Raw genomic sequence first — 21,051 nt, forward strand, 5'->3', positions numbered from 1 at the left:
CGGAACACATATAGCGCGCCGCTGAATGGGTCGGCTCCGCCATCTCGCACCAGCGCCATCAAGCCGGTCGCTCCCTTCCGGAAGTCGACCGGCGTGCTGGCCACGTAAACTTGAACACCTGCCGGGATCATGCCTGCCGAACCGCCCGGATGACCGCGGCAAGGCGCTCAGGCTCCACGTCGCTGCCGATGCCCACCGCGACATCGCCGACCACGATTTCCATCGTCTCGCCCGCCACGGCTTCAAAACGCGCGAACTTGACCGGTCGGGCTCGCTCGGAAAGCGGCGCAACCTTTCCCGAAGCCAGCGCCTTGCGTCGCCACGCAAACACCTGCGATGGATCAAGCCCGTGGGCGCGCGCGATCGCCGACACATTCGCCTCCGGCGCGAACGTTTCTCCGACGATCCGCTCCTTCTCTTCACGCGACCATGTACGGTAGCTCCGTCCCAGACTGACCGGAAGCTGCTCGGGTGTCGCCATGATAACTTCGAAGTTCTTGGTGTCAGACCTATGTTCGCTCATATGATCTCCTGGGAACAAATCACCAGAAGATTCTCTGACATTCAAACGCCACACGCTATGTGGGGTAACCTACACGCTAACCCTGCTTCGCCCATTAGCGCTGTTGGTAAGCCGGCAACATTGGTTTCGACTCGAAAGCCCTGCGCACGTAACATCTTCTTGTGCACCGCCGAAGCAGCAAATTCCTGAAAATTTAGCTGAGGCTTCTCCGAAACATCGTCACTGAGCGCATGGAACCCGGAACTCTTTCGTTCGTAACGTGCCAGGTGGCATCGGAATTTCTCATATTCGTCCGTCTTTGGCCCCTTGCTCACTTCGATCTACGCGCAAAAGAGAGCTGGCTTCCTTGTTAAATCGCCTTTGGAACGGCCATATTGTAACCGCTCATTAGGAGTTTTGCGTTGGTGACGGCATCATACACTGGCAGCTTCGTCTGCTCGCGCACTTCCCGCGTCACTAGTGGAAATGCCGCGCATTCGAATAAGATAGCCTCGATGTCGTCATGTCGCGCACGCATAAGCGAAATGGCGGAGAGCACATCTTTGGCTAACTGCGAGACTGTGTAGTTGTTCTCAGGCGCCGACATTGCACTCCACGTCTCTGAATCCTCAATGCCAGCAATTGCTATGCGATTGTGCGATGCAACCCCAGTTAGTTTCAGGAGATCAGACGTCAGCGGTCTCGAATCAAACGTCAAGATGCCGACGCGTCCTTTTATCGTCGCAATGAGATACGGTAGGAGTAGCAATGAGGACATCGAAACCGGCACCGATAGCGCCTGCGCCATAGCGTCTTGGTACTTTATCGAAAATCCGCAATTGCTCGTGATCGCAACCGCTCCGTCACGCACTAACTCTTTGGCCGTGCTTATAAACGCAGAAGCGTTTGACGGAAGCCAAGATCTGGTCTGCGGACTTGGTCCATTTGAAGGGCTTCGGGTTGTCGTTGTGCAGTTCGATGAAGGTACGGATATCGGCCTCGAGCTGCCTGACGGAGGTGTGAACACCTCGCTGGATCTGCTTTCTGGTGAGTTCAGCGAACCAGCGCTCGATCTGATTGATCCATGATGCGGAAGTCGGCATGAAGTGGACATGATAGTGCGGCCGGCGAGCGAGCCACGCTTTGATCTTGGGTGTCTTGTGGGTGGCGTAGTTGTCCATGACGATATGGACAGCGAGCCCCGCAGGGATTTGAGCGTCGATCTCTCTGAGGAACTTCAAGAACTCGACCGCCCGATGGCGCTTGTAGCATTTGCCAATGACAAAGCCGGAAGCGATATCGAGCGCGACAAACAGCGCGGTCGTACCATGCCGCACATAGCTGTGCGTGCGACGTTCCGGCACCCCAGGCATCATCGGCAAGACGGGCTGCTCGCGATCGAGTGCCTGGATCTGGCTTTTCTCATCGACGCTGAGGACAATGGTTCGGTTCGGTGGGGACAGGTAAAGCCCGACAATATCGCGCACCTTATCGACGAATAGCGGATCGCTCGACAGTTTAAATGTCTGGCTGCGGTGCGGCTGCAAGCCGAACGCCGCCCACATTCGGCGGATCGTGGTGTGAGAAAGGCCAGTTTCCGCAGCCATCGAGCGGATCGACCAGTGCGTCGCGTCGGGCGGTGTCGTACGCAATGTCCGCTCGATTACCTCAGCAACCTGATCGTCGTCGATGGTTCGAGGGCGGCCAGGGCGGGCTTCGTCAAGCAGGCCATCACAGCGATCCTTCAAGAATCGGCGGCGCCACTTGCCAACGGTGTGTTCATGGATGCCAAGTTCGGCAGCCACAGACTTGCTTGGCAGACCATCTGCACATCGCAGGATCGCGCGGCACCGCTCAGATAGCGATCGGGCTACACGATGACGACGAACTTGCCTCTCGACTAAGCACTAACGGCGCGATCGGCCGGCCTCGCACACCTGCATTCGCCATTAGCACTCTCCTCTCTAGAGATTCGAGCCATCAACTAATGCGACGAATTTGCGTTCCAGATGACTAGCGACCTCTCTTTGCGGGCCACTTCAGGAACTCAGCAGGTTCAACGTCGAGCGTGCCGGCAAGGCGACCTATGATTTTGATGCTGACGTAGTACTCGCCCTTTTCAAGCCGGCTCAAATAGCCACGGCTTATCTTGGCCTCAAACGCAAGCTCGTCTTGGGACCATCCCCTCGCATTGCGCAGACGACGCAAATTGGTGGCGAATGTCTCCCGCAAATCCATGCGGGAAAGGAAGCCGCTTGCTCAATATACTGCACCTCGATATACTTCACAAAACGTCATCTCATGCATGTTGTGAACCGAAACTGAGTCAATCTGCTGCGCATGCGTAAGATCATCCGGCGCCCACTCCTCAATTCTCGCTGATCCTGCTCCGGATAGTTCAGTGCTCACCGCCTATGCACGCAGCATCTGGTGACCTTGGCGACTTCTTGATGCGGAAGCCGCCACGCCGACGGGGCAGAGGTCGCTCGCACCGTGCTGCATGTCGAACGAGATAGCAGGCCAGTGCGCGCTCGCGAAACCTTCGTTGGCCATTTGGCGGACGCAAAATGGATGGCCAACCGAGATAACCGCGCTTTCTTCGCGGCGGCGCGATCAAATAGCAAAATTGGTCACGTGGAGTTCGAAACTGAGAACAACGTTCTCACCGGCCGACTGGACCGAGCAGCCAACTTATCGGCTCGCGACCAAGCAACGGGTTTGCCCGCCAAACCACGCGCGTCCCCCTTCTGACAGGCAACAAGCGAGCGGGCGCTTGAAAGAACAGCCAATCTGCAAATCACGTTCCGAGCGAAATGGACCACGGTCAAATCCAAACTGACCAAATCGGAGCGAGCGAAATGGAGGTATACGATGGAACCACGAACGCCAGGATATGTGCTGGTAGCCTTCAGTCGAAGTTTCTGCGGGAGACATTCGCACGAGTCGCGACAATTTATCGGTACCAAGATGCCGTGAGTACGGCTAGCATCGCCCAGATTTGTATTGGCTTTTCGGTTTGATAGGAGTTCCAGGCAGTGCCGGCCGATCCGAAGACCGCAGATTTGGCGCCCAGCGCGCCCGAGCTTACACCATACGACGAGCAGCACGCCGTTACCTATATGCGTCTCCTCGATGCCGAAGCCGATAACGCTGATTGGCGCGAAGTCGCGCGCATTGTGCTCGGTGTAGATCCAATCCTTGAGCCGGATCGTGCGCGCCGTGCTTTCGAAAGTCATCTGGCTCGCGCCAAGTGGGCAGCGCGTCACGGCTATCGTGAACTCCTGCGCCGGGGGTGGCCGAAAAGTGAAGAGTGAGGCGTTCGAAACGGAGTTGTCTTCTCTCCAATCGCAAAAGTAAGACGTTCCATCGCGCAAGTGCATCAATATTGAATAGCTGCAAGAGCACAACCAGAAATCGTCATAATTGTCGGGCTGCAGTATCCTTGCGTGTGCATGAAGAACATGTGGGGAAAATAGTATGATGTCAGGTGCCGACTGGAGATCGGAGAGCGCATACAACGATGTGAAGCGAGCAGAAACGCCCGACATCGCCTGGGAGTGGCTACGCCGCGATCGCGAGTATCAAAAAGACTTCAGGGGCCTGCTCAGGCGCAAACAATCCAGCGCGACGGATCACCTCCGACGGAAGTGGGGGCTGACGTTTCCCAGCTGATCCGCAAAAGACGTTCGACAAACAAGCTGTTTTCTGGTCGCCAGAGGTGCTGTCGACCGTGCTAACCGTCCGCACGGCGATCTTCTCGACTGCGTCCAAACCGTACGGGCTTGATTTCGCTGACCTGGAAGGCGGCGAGCTTCGTGAAGCGCCGGATGGATGGCATGCCATCGTGCCGCTCGGAGGGGCGAAGCATCGGCTTTGGCTAACAGAGCTTCCATCGAGCGGTTCATTGGTTGCCGTCGACCTGCCACTCGACCGCAACTTCGACCTCCGTTTGCAGGCCGCACATCGATTTTGGTTGGCGCTTCAACAGCGTCCCGTTGGACCGCCCCCTCTTGCTCAATCGATCGGGACCCAGCATCGGCACATCCTGGCTTTGCGTGCAGTGGATGGGTGGCTGGAAGGCAACAGTTATCGCAACATCGCCCAAGGTCTGTTTGGCGCGCATCGTATTCCCGATCGAGGCTGGAAAACGCACGATCTGCGCAGCCGGACCATTCGCCTGGTCCAGATGGGGCTGCGCCTTATGCGAGGCGGCTATCGTGACTTGCTCCGTCGCAAGGGCAAAGACAAGGACGATACCTCCTGAGCCCTGTGTTGATCGGCCAGTTTCTTGCTGCGGCCGTCGACAATGACACCGAAAAAATCATTGCGCGAGGTCATCAAGGCGCGCGGGAGCCTCTGGGCATTCGGCTCGCTCTTGGTCGCTGCGGAAAGGGCATAATCGAAGGTAAGGGAGGCAAGACGGTCAGCACCATTCGTCGAGTCCTTTGAACGGACAATCGATCCCACGTAAGCGATTGCAGCTAAATCCAATCCATCGATTGAATTTCTGATGTCGTTGGATACGTGTCAGACGGCTTCCGGAATTGCGGCCTTTTTACAGAGCCGAGCGACCCATCGGCAGAAGGCGCGCGCAATTTCGGGATTGTCACTGCGGTCGACCGCGTAGGCCCGGTACTGCATGCCACTTGGCGTGCGCGATCCCGGTATCACATGCAACGCTCCTCCGCGCACGAGATCGCTGACAATGATTTCAGGCGCGACCAGGAGGCATTTTCCCGTCATGACAGCCGGCAGAGCAAGGTAATTGTGATCATATCGGGCTCCCGATTTTATGTCTTTCGCAGTCAGGTTCATTGCCCTCAGCCATGTGGGCAGGATATCGGGCCGGGATGTGATGTTCAGAATTGGCATTGAACGAGCAATTGAGAGCGTTTTTCCCGCGACCTGATCTGGAGATCCTACGCAGACGAGGCTCTCATTGTAGATTTCCCAATTGTCTGCCGGTTCGATGACGCAAAGGTCGCGTGTAATCAAGACGTCGAAGTCGTCGGAAGATGACGGTGGAGAGAGCGAACTGATGACATCCACCGTGACGCCGCCCACCTCAGCGGAAAATGCCTGGAGATTTGGAATCAGAACAGAGGAAGCGAAGGTGGAAAGCGACGTGCGGACCACAATCCGATTGGCGTCAGGACGATTGCGCCTGCGCATTCTCCTGGCGGTGAAGCAGATTGTTTCGAGCGGTTCGGCCACCGTATTGGCAAATACCCGACCGAACTCGGTTAGTTCGCTCCGCCGACCGCGGCGCTCGATGAGGTCCGTGCCGAGATAACCCTGCAGCACGGCCAGATAGCGGCTAACCGAGCTCTGCGTTGTTCCCAATGCATTAGCCGCCCGCGTTACGCTTCCCTCTCGCGCAATGGTGACAAACGCCCGAATTGCATTGAGGGGCACTTCATCATGTTCGGCAGTCATCTTCCGCTCCGGTCGCTCCTGGAATGACTGCGAGTTGCGGCGGCAGGCCATTGCCAAGAATGAATGCTCCATCACATTATGCGATGTGGATGGCCGGATCACTGCTTATCAAGGGTATTTCGCGCACGTATTTCGCGCACAAAATCATCTCACCGTACGATCCGTACGCTTTTGGTCCGCAAACGTCGATCGCCTTGGCGACTATCTTCAGAGCTGCATCTTCAGGCGGCGATACCATGGTCGGCGCGATTGCTGTTCCTGCCGTCGACGACCGCAACTTTTAGAAAGCAGCCGAGGCCTCAAGCGTTGCCAACCGCAGCGGAATGGCGCCGGATCGGAATGCGGGCGTCGAGGACCGTTTCAAGGTCTCGTTGGTTACGGAGAATTCTAAAGGTTGCGTTCAGCGAAGGAAGCGAGCTTCAGCTGCCCTGACCTCATGCATCTCCTGAAGCCTGAAAATCTCTTCCACCGGCAGAATATCCTTACGGACGTTCTGGACCCCGCCATCTGCGATGATCCGGCGGAAGGTCTCCTGCATGCAAGTGGCCGCAGCGCGGATGCCGTAATTGCCGTAGATCATCATGCGGATATTGCCGAGCGCCTTGACTCGCTCAGCGTCCAGATCGGGGTAGGCGTTCGGCACGATCGCCAGCGCCACCGATCCGGTCCAGGCGCGCGAAAAGCCTTCGATTTCGGAAGGGTCCTTTATTTTCGAATGGATCAGGATCATGTCGGCGCCAGCCTCCACATAGGCCTTCGCCCGACGCAGAGCCTCCGCCTCGCCAAGCCCCGCGATCAGAGCTTCGGTGCGGGCGATGACGAGGAAATCCTGGTCCCGTCTTGTCGCAATAGCGGCCTCGATCTTGCCCTGGAACTCCTCAATGGAGAGGAGCTCTTGGCGGCCGCCGACAGCAAGGCTCGTCACCTTCGGAAAGGTCTTGTCCTCGATGACGACGGCACTGGCGCCGGCGCGCTCGTATTCCCGGATGGCATGGATCACATTGATCGCGTTGCCATAGCCCGTATCGATGTCGGCGACGATTGGCAGGTTCGTGCGTCCGGCGATCGCCCGCAGCATATCGAGATGCTGCGTCATCGAGATCAGGCTCATATCCGCAAGACCATAGAGCGCCGACAGCTCAAAGCCGGAGGCCCACAGGCCGTCGAATCCGGCCTCTTGCGCGAGGATCGCAGAAAGCGGGCTATGGGCGGCCATGATCTGGACCAGGCCGGTCTCGGCCATACGGGTACGAAGGCGTTTGGCTGGCAACATCGAAAGATCCTTCAGGATAGGGCGGCACAGGCCGCGATAATGCGGTCGCAGGCGCGGGTGAGGTCCTCGAGCGAGGAAGCATAGGAAATGCGGATATAGGGCGATGCCGCAAAGCCACTGCCCGGCACGACAGCCACGGCGAATGCGTCGAGCAGATACATCGCAAAATCAGTGTCGGTTTCGATAACCTTGCCATCGGGCGTCCGTCCGCCGATGACACCCGCGCAGGAAGGAAAAACGTAGAAGGCACCGTCCGGCGCCTGGCAGGAGAGTCCCTTGGCTTGGTTCAGCTTGGCGACGACAAGATCGCGACGCTGCAGGAACGCGCTCCTAAATTCCTGAAGATGGGTGCGTCCGCCGGACAGGGCCTCGATCGCGGCATATTGTGAGATCGAGCTGGTGTGCGAAGACGTCTGGCTCTGGATCAGGTTCATGGCCTTGATCAGCGGCAGGGGACCAGCGCCATAACCGACGCGCCAGCCGGTCATTGCGTCGGCCTTGGATACACCGTTGACGATCAGTGTGCGGGCGTAGAGGTCCGGCGCGACTGCGGCCATTGTGGCGAACTCGACGTTGTAGATGAGCTTTTCATAGATATCGTCCGACAGCACGTGAACATGAGCATGGCGGCGCAGCACCGCGGCGAGCGCCAGTAGCTCGCTTCGGCTGTAGACCGCACCCGTCGGATTGCAGGGCGAGTTCAGCATCAGCCATTTGGTACGCGGCGTGATTGCTGCCTCCAATGCCTCCGGGCGCAGCTTGAATCCATGGAATTCATCGCAGCCGACGAGGACGGGCTTGCCGCCGGCGAGCGCCACCATGTCGGGATAGGAGACCCAGCACGGCGTCGGGATCACCACCTCGTCGCCCGCGTCGAGGCTGGCAAAGAGTGCGTTGAAAACGACTTGCTTGGCACCGCATCCCACCGTGATCTGGTCGATCCGGTAGTCGAGCCCGTGATCGCGCTCCAATCTCGTCCGGATCGCCTCGCGCAACGGCTTGATGCCGGCCACCGGTGTGTATTTCGTCTTCCCGTCGCGGATTGCCTGGATTCCGGCGCGGCAGATCGCGGATGGCGTGTCGAAGTCCGGTTCGCCCTGGCTTAGCGTGATCACGTCGGAGCCCTGGTCGCGCAGTTCGCTCGCACGCGCGGTCATGGCTTTGGTTTCAGAGGGGCGGACAAGCTTGAGCCGTTCGGCAACGAGAGACAAAGGGAGCACCTAGCGTTTGACGCAAAATTGCTGAAAGCTTCTACCCGCTGCCAAATTGGCCAACAAACCGACAATCCGGTTTGTTGAATGAAATGATCGCAAATTGCGATGCCTTGCGTCATCGCGTCAGACATGCCGCGTCTTGCAGCCGCGCTTCATCCGACGGAAGAGGAGCAAGATGTTCACTTTTCTGCGGGTTGGTGCGACGCTCGAGGCGGGTCAATGCCGCGGACTGGATCGAACGATCATCAGGCAGCGAAACGAAGCGTTCGGTGCACGCGATAAACGTTGATGGCGCCCGCCAGACAGCAGGACCGCGGCTCGTTGCAGTATGCGAGGGGGGCCATTGCCAAGCGAGCTCGACGAGTGTTCTCGGAGCCCTGAGCGACTTTTACGCTGAAAAGCTTCGATGCCATCGGATATTGCATAGGTCACATCGAATTATTCGATCTGTGTCATCCAGCTGTAGCACGATGGGTCTTGAAGCTCAGCCTGCCTTCGAGGGGATAAACGACCTCCTCATCGCGCTTGCGCGAAAAGTTTCATGGCAGTGAGTTCATGGCAGTGAGGATGTAACGCGGTGGCATCGGTCTCGATCGAGAGCATCAATAAGCACTTCGGCCAAACGCCCGTCCTGCGCAGCGTTTCACTGTCGATAGCCGACGGTGAATTCCTGACACTGTTGGGACCTTCGGGCTGTGGCAAGTCGACGCTGCTCCGTATCCTGGCCGGGCTTGAGGTGCAGGATGCCGGCTCGATGAGGATAGCCGAGCGCGCGGTGGACGGACTGCGGCCAAAGCGGCGGGATATCGCGATGGTGTTCCAGTCCTATGCGCTCTATCCCCACATGAGCGTCGCTTCGAACATGGCACTGCCTTTGCGGATGCGCCGGCTCTCTGCCTTGCAGAGGCTCCCCGTTCTGGGCCGCCTCCTGCCAGGAACGGCGCAGATCACGGCGGACATCGACGCGGAGGTCTCCCGTACCGCCAGGTCGCTCGGCATCGGCCACCTGCTGTCACGCAAACCGGGGCAGCTCTCGGGTGGCCAGCGCCAGCGTGTCGCGGTCGGCCGGGCGATGGTACGCCATCCGGCTGTCTTCCTGATGGACGAGCCGCTATCCAACCTCGACGCCAAGCTGCGTGTCCAGATGCGCGCCGAGATCAAGGAGCTGCACCGGCGGCTCGGGGTCACCTTCGTCTATGTCACGCATGACCAGGCCGAAGCCATGACCCTTTCGGACCGAGTGGCGGTGATGCTCGACGGAGAGTTATTGCAGGTTGCTCCGCCGCAAGACATCTACGCCGATCCCGACAATCGGCGTGTCGCCGAATTCATCGGCTCACCCAAGATCAACCTGCTTGATGGCGTGGCGCGCGAACACGGCCTGATCGACGTGGCAGGATCAACGCTCACGATCGAAGCCGATGCGCTCACAGGCACACCGCTCTCGCTCGGCATTCGTCCGGAGGCTTTCTATCTCGCCGACCGCGGCGGGCAGGGAACTCTGACCGGATTCGTGCGAATGATCGAGCACATGGGGTCAGATCTCTTCGTTCATCTCGATCTGGCCGGCGTCGATCAGCCGTTGATTGCAAGGCTCTTGGCCGAACGGGCGCCGCATATCACGCCAGGTCATACATTGCATCTTGGCGTGCGACCGGAGCGCATTCTTCTGTTTAACCGGGACGGGCGGCGCTTGCGGCGGGAAGCAGAATCTGTCCGGGGACTCGTCACGCCGTTCCGGGAGGTCGCGGGATGAACGCGCCTGTTGCTCTTTCCGACGCTTCGGACAAGCGATCCGAGGCGATCGACGTTCCGTTCTTGGCCGTCACGCCGGCGCGCAGGCGAGCGCTTGCGGAAGCGCTGGCGGCTTTGACGCTGGCCGGACCCGCCGCATTCTTTCTGCTCGTCCTGTTCTTCCTGCCGGTTACCGCCGTCTTCGTCATCGCGCTCACCGACTGGCGGTTCGGGGCAGGCGCTCTTTCCTTTGTCGGTCTTGCGAACTTCCGTGAGGTCTTCGCGGACGCAACTTTCAAGACCTCGCTGGTTAACACCATCGTCTACGCCTTGATCGTCGTGCCCGGAACCGTGATCCTCGGTCTTCTGGTCGCGCATGTCATCGAAAGTGGACGGTCCTGCCGCAGCTTCTACCGGGCCATCCACTTCTTGCCCTTCATGGCAACGCTCACTGCAATGGCGATCGCCTGGGAAGCGCTGCTCCATCCAACAATCGGTCTCATCAACCAGGCGCTCGCCGGGATCGGATTGCCGACCGCGAACTGGCTGCGAGACGAGAACACGGCTCTCCCGATCCTCGCCGTGATCGGCATCTGGCAGAACCTCGGCTACGCCATGGTGTTGTTTCTCGCCGGTCTCAAGAGCATCCCACAGGAGCTTTATAACGCCGCCGACGTCGACGGTGCCGACCTTTGGATGGATCGATTGCGCACTGTTACCCTGCCGATGCTTGGGCCGGTGACGATGTTCGTTGTTATCGTCGTGGCGCTGCGGGCATTCCAGGCCTTTGACAGCGTAAAGGTGCTCACCCAGGGCGGGCCCGGTCACGCCTCCGAAGTTCTTCTCTACACGCTCTACCGCGAGAGCTTCGAATATTTGCATACCGGATATGGCGCTGCCATCGCGGTCGTGTTTCTCGCCATCGTGGTGGCGCTGACCCTGGTTCAGGTTCGCTTCATGGACACCAAGGTCCACTACCAATGAACGCCACGACCTCCGCGAACCGCTTGTCGCCGTCCGCAGCTGTCCTTCGGCACGCGGTGCTGCTCGCGACCGGAACGCTCGTTCTGCTGCCTTTCGTGTGGATGGTGTCGCTGTCGATCAAGCCGCCGGGGGAGATCTTTCGCGCGTCCTTCTCCTTCTGGCCCACCCAGCTATATGCCGTCGAGAACTATACCAAGGCGCTGACCGAGACATCGCTGCTGCGCTATATGGGCAACGGCTTCATCGTCTGCGCAATGATCCTGGTGTCCCAGATCCTCGTCTGTGCCCCCTGTGCCTATGCGCTGGCCAAACTTCGCTTTCCCGGACGCGACCTTCTCTTCGGCATGGTCTTGGTCGGACTGCTTCTGCCGCACCAGGTGCTCTCGCTGCCGCTATTTGCTCTTGGTCATCAGCTCGGCATCCTCAATACCTACGCGGCGCTCATCTTCCCTTACGTGGTCTCGCCCTTTGGTATCTTTCTGTTCCGGCAGTTCTTCAAGGCCATTCCAGATGATGTCGTGCATGCGGCGCGGCTCGACGGTGTTTCTGAACTCGCCATTGTCTGGCGGATCATGGTGCCGATGGCGCTGCCGGCGGTCATCGCTTTCTCCATCTTCTCGGTGGTCAGCCATTGGAACGATCTGTTCTGGCCGCTCATTGCGGTGCGCGACCTGTCCCTTATGCCGCCTCCGCTCGGCATCATGGCATTCAAGAACGAAGAGGCTGGCAACGACTATGGTCCCCTCATGGCCGCATCGACTCTCGTCGTGTTGCCCCTCGTCATCTCCTTCCTTGCCGCACAGAAATGGTTTGTGGAAGGGATGACCGAGGGAGCGGTGAAGTAGCGCTGGGAGATACGTATGCCACTGACACGCAGAGATATTCTTCTCGCCGGCACCGCGGCAATGGGTCTGGGGGCTTTGCGCTCGTCGCGCGCTGCCGCCTCAAAGCTGACATTGAAGATCAGCACCCCGATTGGCACCTATCAGAAGATGCTTGGTGAACTTGCTAAGCGGTTCAGCTCTGCCAATCCCGAAATCGCTATAGAGTTCATTGCCAAAGGCGATAACTGGGATCCCTTGCTTCAGACCACGTTGCGCGACGGTTTAATCAACGATCTTCCCGATGGCACATGGCAGTCATTGACTTACGCGCCGTTGCTCGCACGGCGTGGCTACGCCCAGCCCCTTGATCCCGTCGCTGGCGGGAGTGCCGCTTTCACTGAGCTCGGCCTGTCAAGCGCGCTCATGGAGGCCGTATCGGCCGACGGAGGTGTCCACGCCGTGCCATTTGGCACGACGGTTCCGGTCATTTACTACAATATGGATCTCCTGAACCGGGTTGGGTACGCCTCGCTCACCCCGCCTTCGACCTGGGAGGAGATCATCGCGCTCGGCGTGAAGGTCGCAGCCCTCGACCGAACAATTAATGGTGGCTTTGTCGAGTACGATGCCTCCAACGCCTGGATGTTTCAGAACCTCATCGCCACGTTTGGTGGACGAATGATGAAGTCCGATTTGAGCGAGATAGCCTTTGATACGGCTGAAGGCTTAAGGGCGTTGGACGTCGTGTGGCGCTTCGGAGAGGCAAGCACGGTCAACATGACCCGCGAGCAGGCGCGCCAAGCGTTCAACGCCGGCACCTGCGGCATCCTTGTTCGCTCGGCAAGCGGTATCACATCGGTGGCCAGGGCAGCCAACGGGCGGTTCGACCTAAAGGTCGGCAAGTTGCCAGTTCCCGCCGCCGGCGGCCGGCTGGTCGGCGCTGCCCATGGCTTCATGATGTTTACCAAGGACTGGGAGCGGCAAAAGGGGCTCTGGGCATTCTTGCGCTTCGCCGCCGGGCCGGAAGGCCAGATGATCCTTGCCCGGCAGACTGGCTATATGCCCGTCAACCTCATGGCGCTTAAGGATCCGACGTTCCTGAACCAGTACCTCGCCATCAATCCCTATCACCGAGCGATCCTTGAACAGCTGGTAATCACGACAGATCAGATCTCGTTCTCGAGCGACAACGCGGTCAAGATCACTGACATGATGACCGAGCTAATGAGGCAAGTTCTTGTGCATCGGACGCAGCCAAAAGACGCCCTCGTCACAATGGCCGAGCAGACCCGCAAACTGCTCAACGCCTAAGCTCTCGCTTATTTGCCCGCAAGATATGTCATGACCTCCGGGCTTCGATCACTCGCCGTCCTCCTCCAACATGAGCGGCAATCTACCGCAGCAATTCCAAACGTCTTTGACGAGGGCCATACGCCGCGTGGTTCGGCGGCTCTCGCGGACTTTGAACCAAACCTACATCGGGGCACCAGCTTTTGCCTCGTTCCCTCACCTCAATCCATGTGAAGCTGCCCATCCAGGAGAGAAAAATGCCTAAAATGTTGAGTGAAGCGCAGGTTGAACAATATCGTTCCGAGGGCTTCGTCTGCCCAGTTGACGCTCTTTCGGCGGAGGAAGCTACTGAGTTCTTGGCACGCATGGAAGATCTCGAACGTCGGGAGCCTAATCTGTGGGCACGATCCAAGATCAAGCCGCATCTGCTGATGATGTGGCTCAATGATCTTATGAGGAATTCGAATGTCCTGGATGCGGTCGAAGACGTTCTTGGGCCAGACATCATGGCATGGGCAACCGGCCACTTTGATAAGAAGCCTCACGATCCGAGCTTTGTAAGCTGGCATCAAGATGGGACGTATTGGGGACTTTCTGAACCGAGCGTTGTGACGGCCTGGGTTGCATTGACACCCAGTAACCGCGAGAATGGATGCATGCGGGTAATTCCCGGCAGTCATCACCGGGGCCAATTGCCACATAGAGATACCGACGACAAAAACAATCTGTTGAGTCGCGGGCAGGATGTCGAGGTCAAGGTCGATGAAGCTGAGGCCGTCGATTTGGAGCTTCGGCCCGGCCAAATATCTCTTCATCACACCATGCTCATTCATGGGTCAAAACCGAACTTCTCCGACACGCGCCGTCTGGGAATTACCATTAGATATGTGGCAGCGCATGTCGCCCAGACTAGCGGGTTTAAAGATAGCGCGACCCTGGTTCGCGGAACCGATAAGTATCGGAATTTCGTCGCCGAACCACGTCCGCGCCTCGACTTTGATCCAGACGCTGTTGAATTCTATGACGCGATGGTGGCCGAAAGCCGCAGGCGCAAGGATGCAATTGCCGCTCACCACCAGAGCCAGCAACGACGGCTCAAATCAACAACCATGCTCTGAGGCTTACTCGCCTCGTCAACGCGAGGGCGATCGCACCACCCTGCGCGGCGCCCTCACACATCTGCTAGCCAATGCGTTCGAGCGCGCTGCGGTCTAGGTCAAGGATGGCCTATGTTCCGGCCCCTGGTATCGTCGAAAGGCTTGGGGAGGGAGAAAGGCCGGCTAGCGTTTCGCGCGATGACAAAGTGCTCGTTGAAGCAAAAACACTAGTTTGTCAGACGAGGAAAATCGTATCTCAGCTCAGGAGCTCCAATGCATCGATATTGCGAGTCCGCAGCCACTTGAACCGGCTGAGCATTCGGGTCACTGTCTTGTCGCGAGTGTCACCTCGGTAACGTGCGGCTGACGCAGTCGACCGTCCTGCGAGTGCCGCTCAAATATGTCGGTTAACTGTTTGACGACAGCTTGTTCGCCGATCGCCACGGCCGATCGTTGAATGAGGCTGGAAGAGAAGCTCAGTGCCAGGAAGTGTGGAAGGCTCGTATCAAAATCCCAATTCCAATGCCGCACCTTCACGTCCTCGAATCTGAGATCAGTGTCGAGCTCGCCATAGAAATCAATCGTTGAGTAGGTCCCGGCCGCCGTGGTGAAAGTGCCCCTGTGGTACTCTGGAATGCACTGTTCGACGAAATCGTGGTACTCGGAAAGTGCAGGACTATCCAAGTACCGGTGCCGATTGTGAACGAGCGCCAAGAGCCCGCCTCGAAGCAATATGCGCGCAACCTCATTATAGAACGCGGGCCTGTCAAAGCGATGGGCCGCCGTAGCTGCCGCAACAGCAGACACACATCCGTCTGGAAATGGTAGCCGCTCGGCTGGTGAAATGCGGAATTTGATGTTCAATTCGCGAGGCGTTGACATCACCGCAACACGAATCATGTCGGTGTTCGGCTCGACGCCGATAATGGAGCGTCGCCCTTGGGCTTCTGCGCCGAGCACCCTTGTAAAGAGTCCTGTGCCGCTTCCCACATCCACAATATCGCCGTCCAGGCGGTGGTGAATAGCGTGATCCATGATGACCTTTGCGACCTCGCTGGGATAGCCTGGCCGATAAAGATCATAGTTCTGTCCCTCGCCAGCGAATTCGGACCATGGGGTCTCAAAATTGGGAAAGGTTGTTGCCATCGCAATGTTCGCAAAGGATCCCTGTGGCTGCTTTCATGGAGACGCTGACGAGCGTTAGTGCACTGTTGCGGCGCGGCCTAACTCCCCCGAGTTTTTATCCAAAATCCTGTGAAGAGAGGAGGCGACGGCGAAGCGGTCGTCAGCCCAACGACAGCACGTCGATCTCCTTGAATTTCAACTGCGAGGCGTCGCGAGCCCATTGGCCGCGTCTGCGGTGAGAGGTGCAACCATCCAAGTCGCCGTCTAACCGCCCGCATTGCCAATAAGGCGGGGCCTGCAGCATTGGTGCCGCGAGGATGAGAAGCCGAGGAGTTATCAAGAACCAGGGTCCGCCAGCTGCCATTCTGTTCAACAAAAGGAAGAGGTGCTACGTTGGTCAATCCCTAGGTGACACGGTCTTGTCATCTGGATCAAATACCAGCGTTGGTAGTTGACCGGCGCGCGAATTGTTGCATGTCGCTATGATGATTTCGCTGGAGCGCGATCAAGCCAGAAATAACGGAGTGCACTTGGTTGGCGCAACTTTAGGAATATACGCGTTTGATCGATCCGTGCGTTCCGCATGCTGGAATCCTATCGTGCCGGAAGCCAGCATTCCGCGGGCGCATTGTGGACTGTGGGGGGGCGCCATGGACCACCGGTCACTCTAGGCGATTGGATGGCCCGACTTTCTCCAACCGGATAGCTGGGGTGGCGGGCTCGCACTGATAGATGTCTTGTCCGCTGCCCGGCAACGCCAGCTGACCCACACGGCTATGCTGGCAAACGGTCGTCCTTCACTCAGCGATATCGTCAGAGGCGCAATACTTGCGTCGGAGGAGAACTGTCGACCGCCTCTGCCATGAGCGTGGCAGAGCAAATTGTCACGGCGTCATTGCGATCGCGCAACGAACCGAGGGCGTGGTCGAAGGCCGGCATTCGCACCGGCATCGAGTACGAAAGATCGGCGGTCATCGCGCAGGGACATCAGCTGCTTCTTTACGACGGGGCCTCGGCACCGGTGCGCTACTGGAAGGCGTGTGCCCCTTGCTCGGCTGAAACCGCGCTCGCATTTACGCCGTAGATTTCGAGCGCAGCAATGCGGCTTCACCTCATACGTCCGTCCGTCGGCTAGGCGGGCTCCGGTCTGAATCTGATTGTAACAGATTTCTTACGTTGGGTTGCCGCGTCCACCCGCGACCGTTAGTGACCGCGGCCAATCTCTAAAGCAGAGAGGCCCAACCGGGTGACGTCAGCTTTCATACATTATCCATCGTCAAACACGAACGTAACGATCGCACTATTCGATGCGTGGCCGTCAAACGGTTGTTCTGCAGTGCTATCCGTGGGTCCGACGGGGTCTAAGAAGGACAGGGGACAATGACATTCTCAATTACGAGCTCGGCCTCACATCGAACGATCAAACGGACTGTACTGACTTCAATGGCTGGCCTAGTTGCGTTGAGTGGGGCACAGGCCGCTGATATTCCCGTAAAGGCCAAAGAGATCCAGTATGTGAAGGCTTGCTCGCTATATGGTACCGGATTCTACTACGTGCCTGGCTCTGATACCTGCATCAAACTGGGCGGCTTTGTGCGCGCTGACATGGTGCTGGACAGCTCCAGCTTCGTCATGACGCCTGTTTCCGGTCCCGCTGGTGCCAACAATCGTCTGAGCGGTGCTTATACCGGTCGCGCTCGCATCGACTTCACCATTGATACGCGCACAGCGACTGAGTACGGCTTGGTCCGCACCTTCTTCGAAACGACTCTTAATTGGGCGTCAGGCAGCTACAGTGGTGCTGGAAATGGCTCTACCGTCTACCAATCCCTCGGCGGTACTGCGGCGCCTGCCAATGCAGGTGTGGGTAATGTTGGCTACGGTTCGGTTGGCGTCTATTTCGCGTTCATTCAATTTGCTGGATTCACCATAGGAAAGGCGGTCTCCCAGTACAGCTCTCCTTGGGTGCAATATCCGGCTGGCAACTTCGACGGCCTTCCAGGCAGCGGCGGAAACAACACAGGTGTCAACCAGCTTACCTATACCGCTGACTTTGGTCAGGGCTTTACGGCGACATTTTCAATGCAGGACCCGACCGCCTATTATCAGAGGAATATCTGGAACACGACTTATGCAACAGCCGCGGGCATTGCGACGGGGGCTTATGGTTCGCCGAGTTTCGGTGCTACCCGGGCACCAGATTTCGTGGGCATGGCGCGCCTTGACCAATCCTGGGGTCTCTTCCAGGCGTCGGTCGCAGCACACCACAATCACGCTGCGTACTACGGTGCGGACGAAACGTTTGGACACGCCTCAGACAAGTGGGGCTGGGCTGGTCAGTTGGCCTTGTCGATCAAGAATGTTCCTACCGGGGCCGGTGATACCATCAACTTGCAAGCTGCCTACGCAAACGGCGCAATCAACTTTGGCATCAATGAAAACATTCCAGCCTCGTGGGCGATGTACGGCAATTCTGCCAGAACTGACGCGTATCAAAGCATGGGCCTCGCAGGCATCGCGGATGCCATCTACTCCGGCACAACGGCAGCAACAGGGACAGCTCTTCAGCTGACGACGACGTATGGCTTCAACGGAGGCTATACCCACAATTGGAATCCGTACTGGAACACCGGCTTTTACGGCGGGTGGGCTGCTGTCCGCTACACAGACGCAGCCAAGGCTCAGATCTGCGGCAGCTCTGGCATGGCTGCACTTGGCCTAACCGGTGTCTGCAATCCCGATTTCAACATCGCAGGGGTCGGTACAATCACGCGCTGGTCGCCTGTCAAGAACCTGACGTTCTCGGCTGAGCTCGATGCCACTTTTCTCGATCAGAAGTACTCTGGCACAATTAGGGCGCCGGCAGTCGCGGCCGTTGGCAAGCCGGCTGCTGTGTATGAGCTCAAGAACCAGAGCGCGCTGGTCGGGCTTCTACGCGTTCAGCGCAATTGGTGAGGCCCCGTCAGACAACTTGAGAACCGGGATTCGGTCGTAAAGCCCGGCAAAGTCCGGCGCACCGATCGACCAGCCTGCGGCCCGCCCTCAGAGGCCTCTTGCGGGACATTTCCTGTCTGACTTGGGCCACTCCTTCGGAGTGGCCTTTTTTGCGTCGAGCGCTATGCTGTTGGTAAGCAAGGACATGCTCCTGCTGTCGTCCGACGCCGCAGGCGTTCGCCGGCCGATCCTCTCAAGGTTATTGGCATCGATGATTGGGCCTGGCACCGCCCTTCGTGCGGAGCCGGGCAGGCTCCGCAACGGAAGAGCCGAGCCGTCAAGCAGAATAACTCGGCACCGTCCCGCGCCAATCATCCGACTTTGCGGTCAGCCTGAACGTATCCATCCGAGCTAAGCCGCGGACAATGGCTTACGGATTCCACCGCTTGAGGAGTTCGGGGTCTTCCTTGTGCATCCTGATGAGCTCCATCAGGTTTTCGATGCCGAAGTCGGTGAACGCCATGACGCCGTCGTCACCTATGCCGTAAACCCAGATGACGCCGTCCTCCGTTTCCATTCCGTTTGCGACATCCCAGAGCCAGTCCTCGTCCTCTCCGAGGTCCTTGGCGACGCGACTGATGGTGAAGACGGCATGAACCTTGTTGACGTGCATGGCTATGCCGCCTGGGTGGAGGGTGTCGACGCAGGAGGCGTCCAGCTCCAGGGCAACAACTCGTGCAGGCGGCTCTGTGGCATGTCGGCGATGCGCGCGAAGACGTCGGCGAGCCAGGCTTTCGGGTCGATGTCGTTGAGACGCGCCGTCATGATGAGCGTGGCCATCACGGCAGCCCGCTCGGCGCCGCGATCAGAACCGGCGAACAACCATGCCTTTCTTCCCAGAGCAAAACCGCGCAACGCTCGTTCTGCAGCATTGTTCGTCATGCAGATCCTTCCGTCGTGGACAAGGCGGGCAAAGCCGTCCCAACGGTTGAGCAGATAGTTGATCGGCTTAATCACGTTGGACGAACGCGAGAGCCGGGCAGATTCCGCCCGTAGCCAAGCCTCAAGGTCGGTCAGCAGTGGCGCGCTTCTCTCCCGGCGGATCCGCAGCCGCTCCTCAGCGCTCTGCCCATAGATCTCGCGCTCGATCTCGAACAATTGGTCAATTCGACGAACCGCTTCCAGCGCAATGGGCGAGATCGCCGTCGCCGATCTTCCGTGGCGGGCGTTCTGGGCGATGTCGGCAAGCTCGAAGAACGCCCTCCGGCCATGTGCCCAGCAGAAGGCGGGCGTGGCCGGCAACGCCTTGCGTCCGGGATCGAAGAGAGCATTGAACCCGCTATAGGCATCTGCCTGCAGGATGCCGGCGAAGTTCTGAAGATGCCGCGCGGGATGCTCGCCGCGCCGATCACGTGAGGCGTAGAACAGCGCCGCCGGTGGATCTCGCCCGCCGAATGGCCGATCGTCGCGAACATAATGAGATGGACGGTCCCCGCCCTGATAAGCTGCGAAAGAGCACCCCAAGGAGGACAAGTTATGGCTATGACGACAATCGGGCTTGATATCTCGAAGAGCTGGTTTCAAATCCACTGGATTACGGCGGATGGAGAAATTATCCGCAAGAAGCTCGCCCGCGGCAAGGTTCTGGATTTCTTTTCACGGCTTCCAAGTTGTCTCGTTGGTCTTGAGGCTTGCGGCAGTGCTCATCATTGGGCTCGTGAACTAATAAAGCTTGGACACAAAGCGCGTCTTATGCCGGCCCGCTACGTACGAGCCTACGTGAAGACAAACAAGCATGATGCTGCTGATGCGGAGGCGTGCTGGGAAGCCGTCCAACGGCCTGGCATGCGCTTTGTCCCTGTAAAAACTGTCGAACAGCAGGGAATTCTAATGCTCCATCGCGCGCGCGATTTGCTCATCCGACAGCGCACAGGCGCGATAAATGCTCTGCGTGGTCATTTGGGCGAGTTGGGGATCGTGACCGGGAAGGGAAAAGCAAGCGCGAGAGAGCTCATGGCACTCGTGGACGTTGACGAGCGTATTCCACAGAGCGCGCGTAGCGCCCTTTCAATCCTTGTCGATCAGATCGAAGACCTTGAGCTACACATTGAAAGCTACGAGAAGATGATCCTTGCAACTGCCAAAGACAATGAAGTGTGTCGGCGTCTCATGAAGGTGGCGGGCGTCGGCCCATTTGCCGCCACCGCCCTGGCGGCGTCTGTCGACCATCCACAACAGTTCGCATCGGCAAGGCATTTCGCTGCCTGGCTTGGATTAGTACCGAAGCAGCATTCGACCGGGGGTAAGGAGCGTTTGGGTGGTATCAGTAAGCGCGGCGACGGCTACATTCGTAAGTTGCTGATACATGGCGCCCGAGCGGCCGTTCATCGCGTCCGTATCCATCAGGTCACCAACACCTGGATAACAGAGCTGCTCGGCAGGCGTCCCTTCAATGTCGTGACGGTGGCGCTTGCTCACAAAACCGCACGGATCGCTTGGGCGATCATGGCCACTGGTGAAGAGTACCGCGCGCAAGTATAGATCGAGCGTGGTTCCGTTTGCGAGGGCAAAAGCAGAGTGATGGCAACCGGTCGGACCGGGGTCGGCTAAGCCCGTTGGACCTATCGAGCTTCAGAGC

The 21,051-nt window shown here is 58.4% G+C and carries 18 protein-coding genes and 4 pseudogenes; 11 read left to right on the plus strand and 11 right to left on the minus strand.

Going from position 1 to position 21,051, the window contains the following annotated elements; translation table 11 throughout:
- Nucleotides 1-38: 38 nt before the first annotated feature.
- The 5 genes and pseudogenes from ACOIX3_RS09745 to ACOIX3_RS09765 form a co-directional block, all read right to left on the minus strand.
- Nucleotides 39-131: pseudogene (locus tag ACOIX3_RS09745) on the minus strand (hypothetical protein); the annotation flags it as partial.
- A 178-nt stretch (nucleotides 132-309) separates the two neighbouring features.
- Nucleotides 310-436: pseudogene (locus ACOIX3_RS09750) on the minus strand (transposase); the annotation flags it as partial.
- A gap of 436 nt (nucleotides 437-872) precedes the next feature.
- Nucleotides 873-1,310, minus strand: a complete 438-nt coding sequence (locus ACOIX3_RS09755) for a hypothetical protein (RefSeq protein WP_420969537.1) — start codon at nucleotides 1,308-1,310, stop codon at nucleotides 873-875.
- A 55-nt stretch (nucleotides 1,311-1,365) separates the two neighbouring features.
- Nucleotides 1,366-2,452, minus strand: a pseudogene (locus ACOIX3_RS09760) (IS630 family transposase).
- 63 nt (nucleotides 2,453-2,515) lie between these two features.
- Nucleotides 2,516-2,740 (minus strand): helix-turn-helix domain-containing protein, encoded by a 225-nt coding sequence (locus ACOIX3_RS09765; RefSeq protein WP_420969538.1) that lies wholly within the window; start codon nucleotides 2,738-2,740, stop codon nucleotides 2,516-2,518.
- A gap of 797 nt (nucleotides 2,741-3,537) precedes the next feature.
- Here ACOIX3_RS09765 and ACOIX3_RS09770 point away from each other — a divergent pair.
- From ACOIX3_RS09770 to ACOIX3_RS09780, 3 genes are all read left to right on the plus strand, one after another.
- On the plus strand, nucleotides 3,538-3,816 hold the full coding sequence (locus tag ACOIX3_RS09770; RefSeq protein WP_420969539.1) for a DNA -binding domain-containing protein: 279 nt from the start codon (nucleotides 3,538-3,540) through the stop codon (nucleotides 3,814-3,816).
- A gap of 166 nt (nucleotides 3,817-3,982) precedes the next feature.
- Nucleotides 3,983-4,174, plus strand: a complete 192-nt coding sequence (locus tag ACOIX3_RS09775) for a transcriptional regulator domain-containing protein (RefSeq protein ID WP_420971699.1) — start codon at nucleotides 3,983-3,985, stop codon at nucleotides 4,172-4,174.
- A 46-nt stretch (nucleotides 4,175-4,220) separates the two neighbouring features.
- Complete coding sequence (locus ACOIX3_RS09780) at nucleotides 4,221-4,766, plus strand: DUF2285 domain-containing protein (protein WP_420969540.1); 546 nt, start codon at nucleotides 4,221-4,223, stop codon at nucleotides 4,764-4,766.
- Nucleotides 4,767-5,029: 263 nt separating this feature from the next.
- On the opposite strand, the gene ACOIX3_RS09785 is transcribed toward ACOIX3_RS09780, so the two are convergent.
- The gene (locus ACOIX3_RS09785) at nucleotides 5,030-5,938 is read right to left on the minus strand and encodes a LysR family transcriptional regulator (RefSeq protein ID WP_420969541.1); all 909 of its coding nucleotides are present in this window, start codon (nucleotides 5,936-5,938) and stop codon (nucleotides 5,030-5,032) included.
- A gap of 89 nt (nucleotides 5,939-6,027) precedes the next feature.
- Between ACOIX3_RS09785 and ACOIX3_RS09790 the strand changes: the two genes are divergently transcribed.
- Nucleotides 6,028-6,222: a hypothetical protein gene (locus ACOIX3_RS09790; protein WP_420969542.1), complete on the plus strand. Its 195-nt coding sequence runs from the start codon at nucleotides 6,028-6,030 to the stop codon at nucleotides 6,220-6,222.
- Between the two features lie 116 nt (nucleotides 6,223-6,338).
- Here the strand turns inward: ACOIX3_RS09790 and ACOIX3_RS09795 are convergent, their stop codons facing one another.
- Both ACOIX3_RS09795 and ACOIX3_RS09800 read right to left on the minus strand, forming a co-directional pair.
- Nucleotides 6,339-7,211, minus strand: a complete 873-nt coding sequence (locus ACOIX3_RS09795; protein WP_420969544.1) for an isocitrate lyase/phosphoenolpyruvate mutase family protein — start codon at nucleotides 7,209-7,211, stop codon at nucleotides 6,339-6,341.
- Nucleotides 7,212-7,222: 11 nt separating this feature from the next.
- Nucleotides 7,223-8,368: a pyridoxal phosphate-dependent aminotransferase gene (locus ACOIX3_RS09800; RefSeq protein WP_420969545.1), complete on the minus strand. Its 1,146-nt coding sequence runs from the start codon at nucleotides 8,366-8,368 to the stop codon at nucleotides 7,223-7,225.
- 634 nt (nucleotides 8,369-9,002) lie between these two features.
- Here ACOIX3_RS09800 and ACOIX3_RS09805 point away from each other — a divergent pair.
- The 5 genes from ACOIX3_RS09805 (at nucleotide 9,003) to ACOIX3_RS09825 (ending at nucleotide 14,375) form a co-directional block, all read left to right on the plus strand.
- Nucleotides 9,003-10,181, plus strand: a complete 1,179-nt coding sequence (locus ACOIX3_RS09805; protein ID WP_420969546.1) for an ABC transporter ATP-binding protein — start codon at nucleotides 9,003-9,005, stop codon at nucleotides 10,179-10,181.
- Nucleotides 10,178-11,143, plus strand: coding sequence for a carbohydrate ABC transporter permease (locus tag ACOIX3_RS09810; RefSeq protein WP_420969548.1), 966 nt, complete (start codon nucleotides 10,178-10,180; stop codon nucleotides 11,141-11,143). Before ACOIX3_RS09805 ends, ACOIX3_RS09810 begins: the two co-directional genes overlap by 4 nt.
- Nucleotides 11,140-11,988 (plus strand): carbohydrate ABC transporter permease, encoded by an 849-nt coding sequence (locus ACOIX3_RS09815; protein WP_420969549.1) that lies wholly within the window; start codon nucleotides 11,140-11,142, stop codon nucleotides 11,986-11,988. The genes ACOIX3_RS09810 and ACOIX3_RS09815 overlap by 4 nt, the downstream gene beginning before the upstream one ends.
- Nucleotides 11,989-12,003: 15 nt before the next feature.
- Complete coding sequence (locus tag ACOIX3_RS09820; protein ID WP_420969550.1) at nucleotides 12,004-13,278, plus strand: extracellular solute-binding protein; 1,275 nt, start codon at nucleotides 12,004-12,006, stop codon at nucleotides 13,276-13,278.
- Between the two features lie 236 nt (nucleotides 13,279-13,514).
- Entirely contained in the window at nucleotides 13,515-14,375 is an 861-nt protein-coding gene (locus tag ACOIX3_RS09825) for a phytanoyl-CoA dioxygenase family protein (protein WP_420969551.1), read from the plus strand.
- 303 nt (nucleotides 14,376-14,678) lie between these two features.
- Here ACOIX3_RS09825 and ACOIX3_RS09830 read toward each other — a convergent pair whose 3' ends face one another.
- Nucleotides 14,679-15,500: a class I SAM-dependent methyltransferase gene (locus ACOIX3_RS09830; RefSeq protein ID WP_420969552.1), complete on the minus strand. Its 822-nt coding sequence runs from the start codon at nucleotides 15,498-15,500 to the stop codon at nucleotides 14,679-14,681.
- 1,359 nt (nucleotides 15,501-16,859) lie between these two features.
- Here ACOIX3_RS09830 and ACOIX3_RS09835 point away from each other — a divergent pair.
- Nucleotides 16,860-18,434, plus strand: coding sequence for a porin (locus ACOIX3_RS09835; RefSeq protein ID WP_420969553.1), 1,575 nt, complete (start codon nucleotides 16,860-16,862; stop codon nucleotides 18,432-18,434).
- Nucleotides 18,435-18,843: 409 nt separating this feature from the next.
- Here the strand turns inward: ACOIX3_RS09835 and ACOIX3_RS09840 are convergent, their stop codons facing one another.
- Together ACOIX3_RS09840 and tnpC are read right to left on the minus strand one after the other, a co-directional pair.
- Entirely contained in the window at nucleotides 18,844-19,086 is a 243-nt protein-coding gene (locus ACOIX3_RS09840; protein ID WP_420969554.1) for a hypothetical protein, read from the minus strand.
- A gap of 2 nt (nucleotides 19,087-19,088) precedes the next feature.
- A pseudogene (gene tnpC, locus ACOIX3_RS09845) lies at nucleotides 19,089-19,889 on the minus strand (IS66 family transposase); the annotation flags it as partial.
- Nucleotides 19,890-19,949: 60 nt separating this feature from the next.
- On the opposite strand from tnpC, the gene ACOIX3_RS09850 reads away from it, so the two are divergent.
- A complete protein-coding gene (locus tag ACOIX3_RS09850; RefSeq protein WP_420969452.1) occupies nucleotides 19,950-20,954 on the plus strand; it encodes an IS110 family transposase in 1,005 nt (334 codons plus the stop codon).
- Nucleotides 20,955-21,051: the final 97 nt, after the last annotated feature.

Source organism: Bradyrhizobium sp. B120 (genome assembly GCF_049075665.1).
Lineage (GTDB): Bacteria > Pseudomonadota > Alphaproteobacteria > Rhizobiales > Xanthobacteraceae > Bradyrhizobium.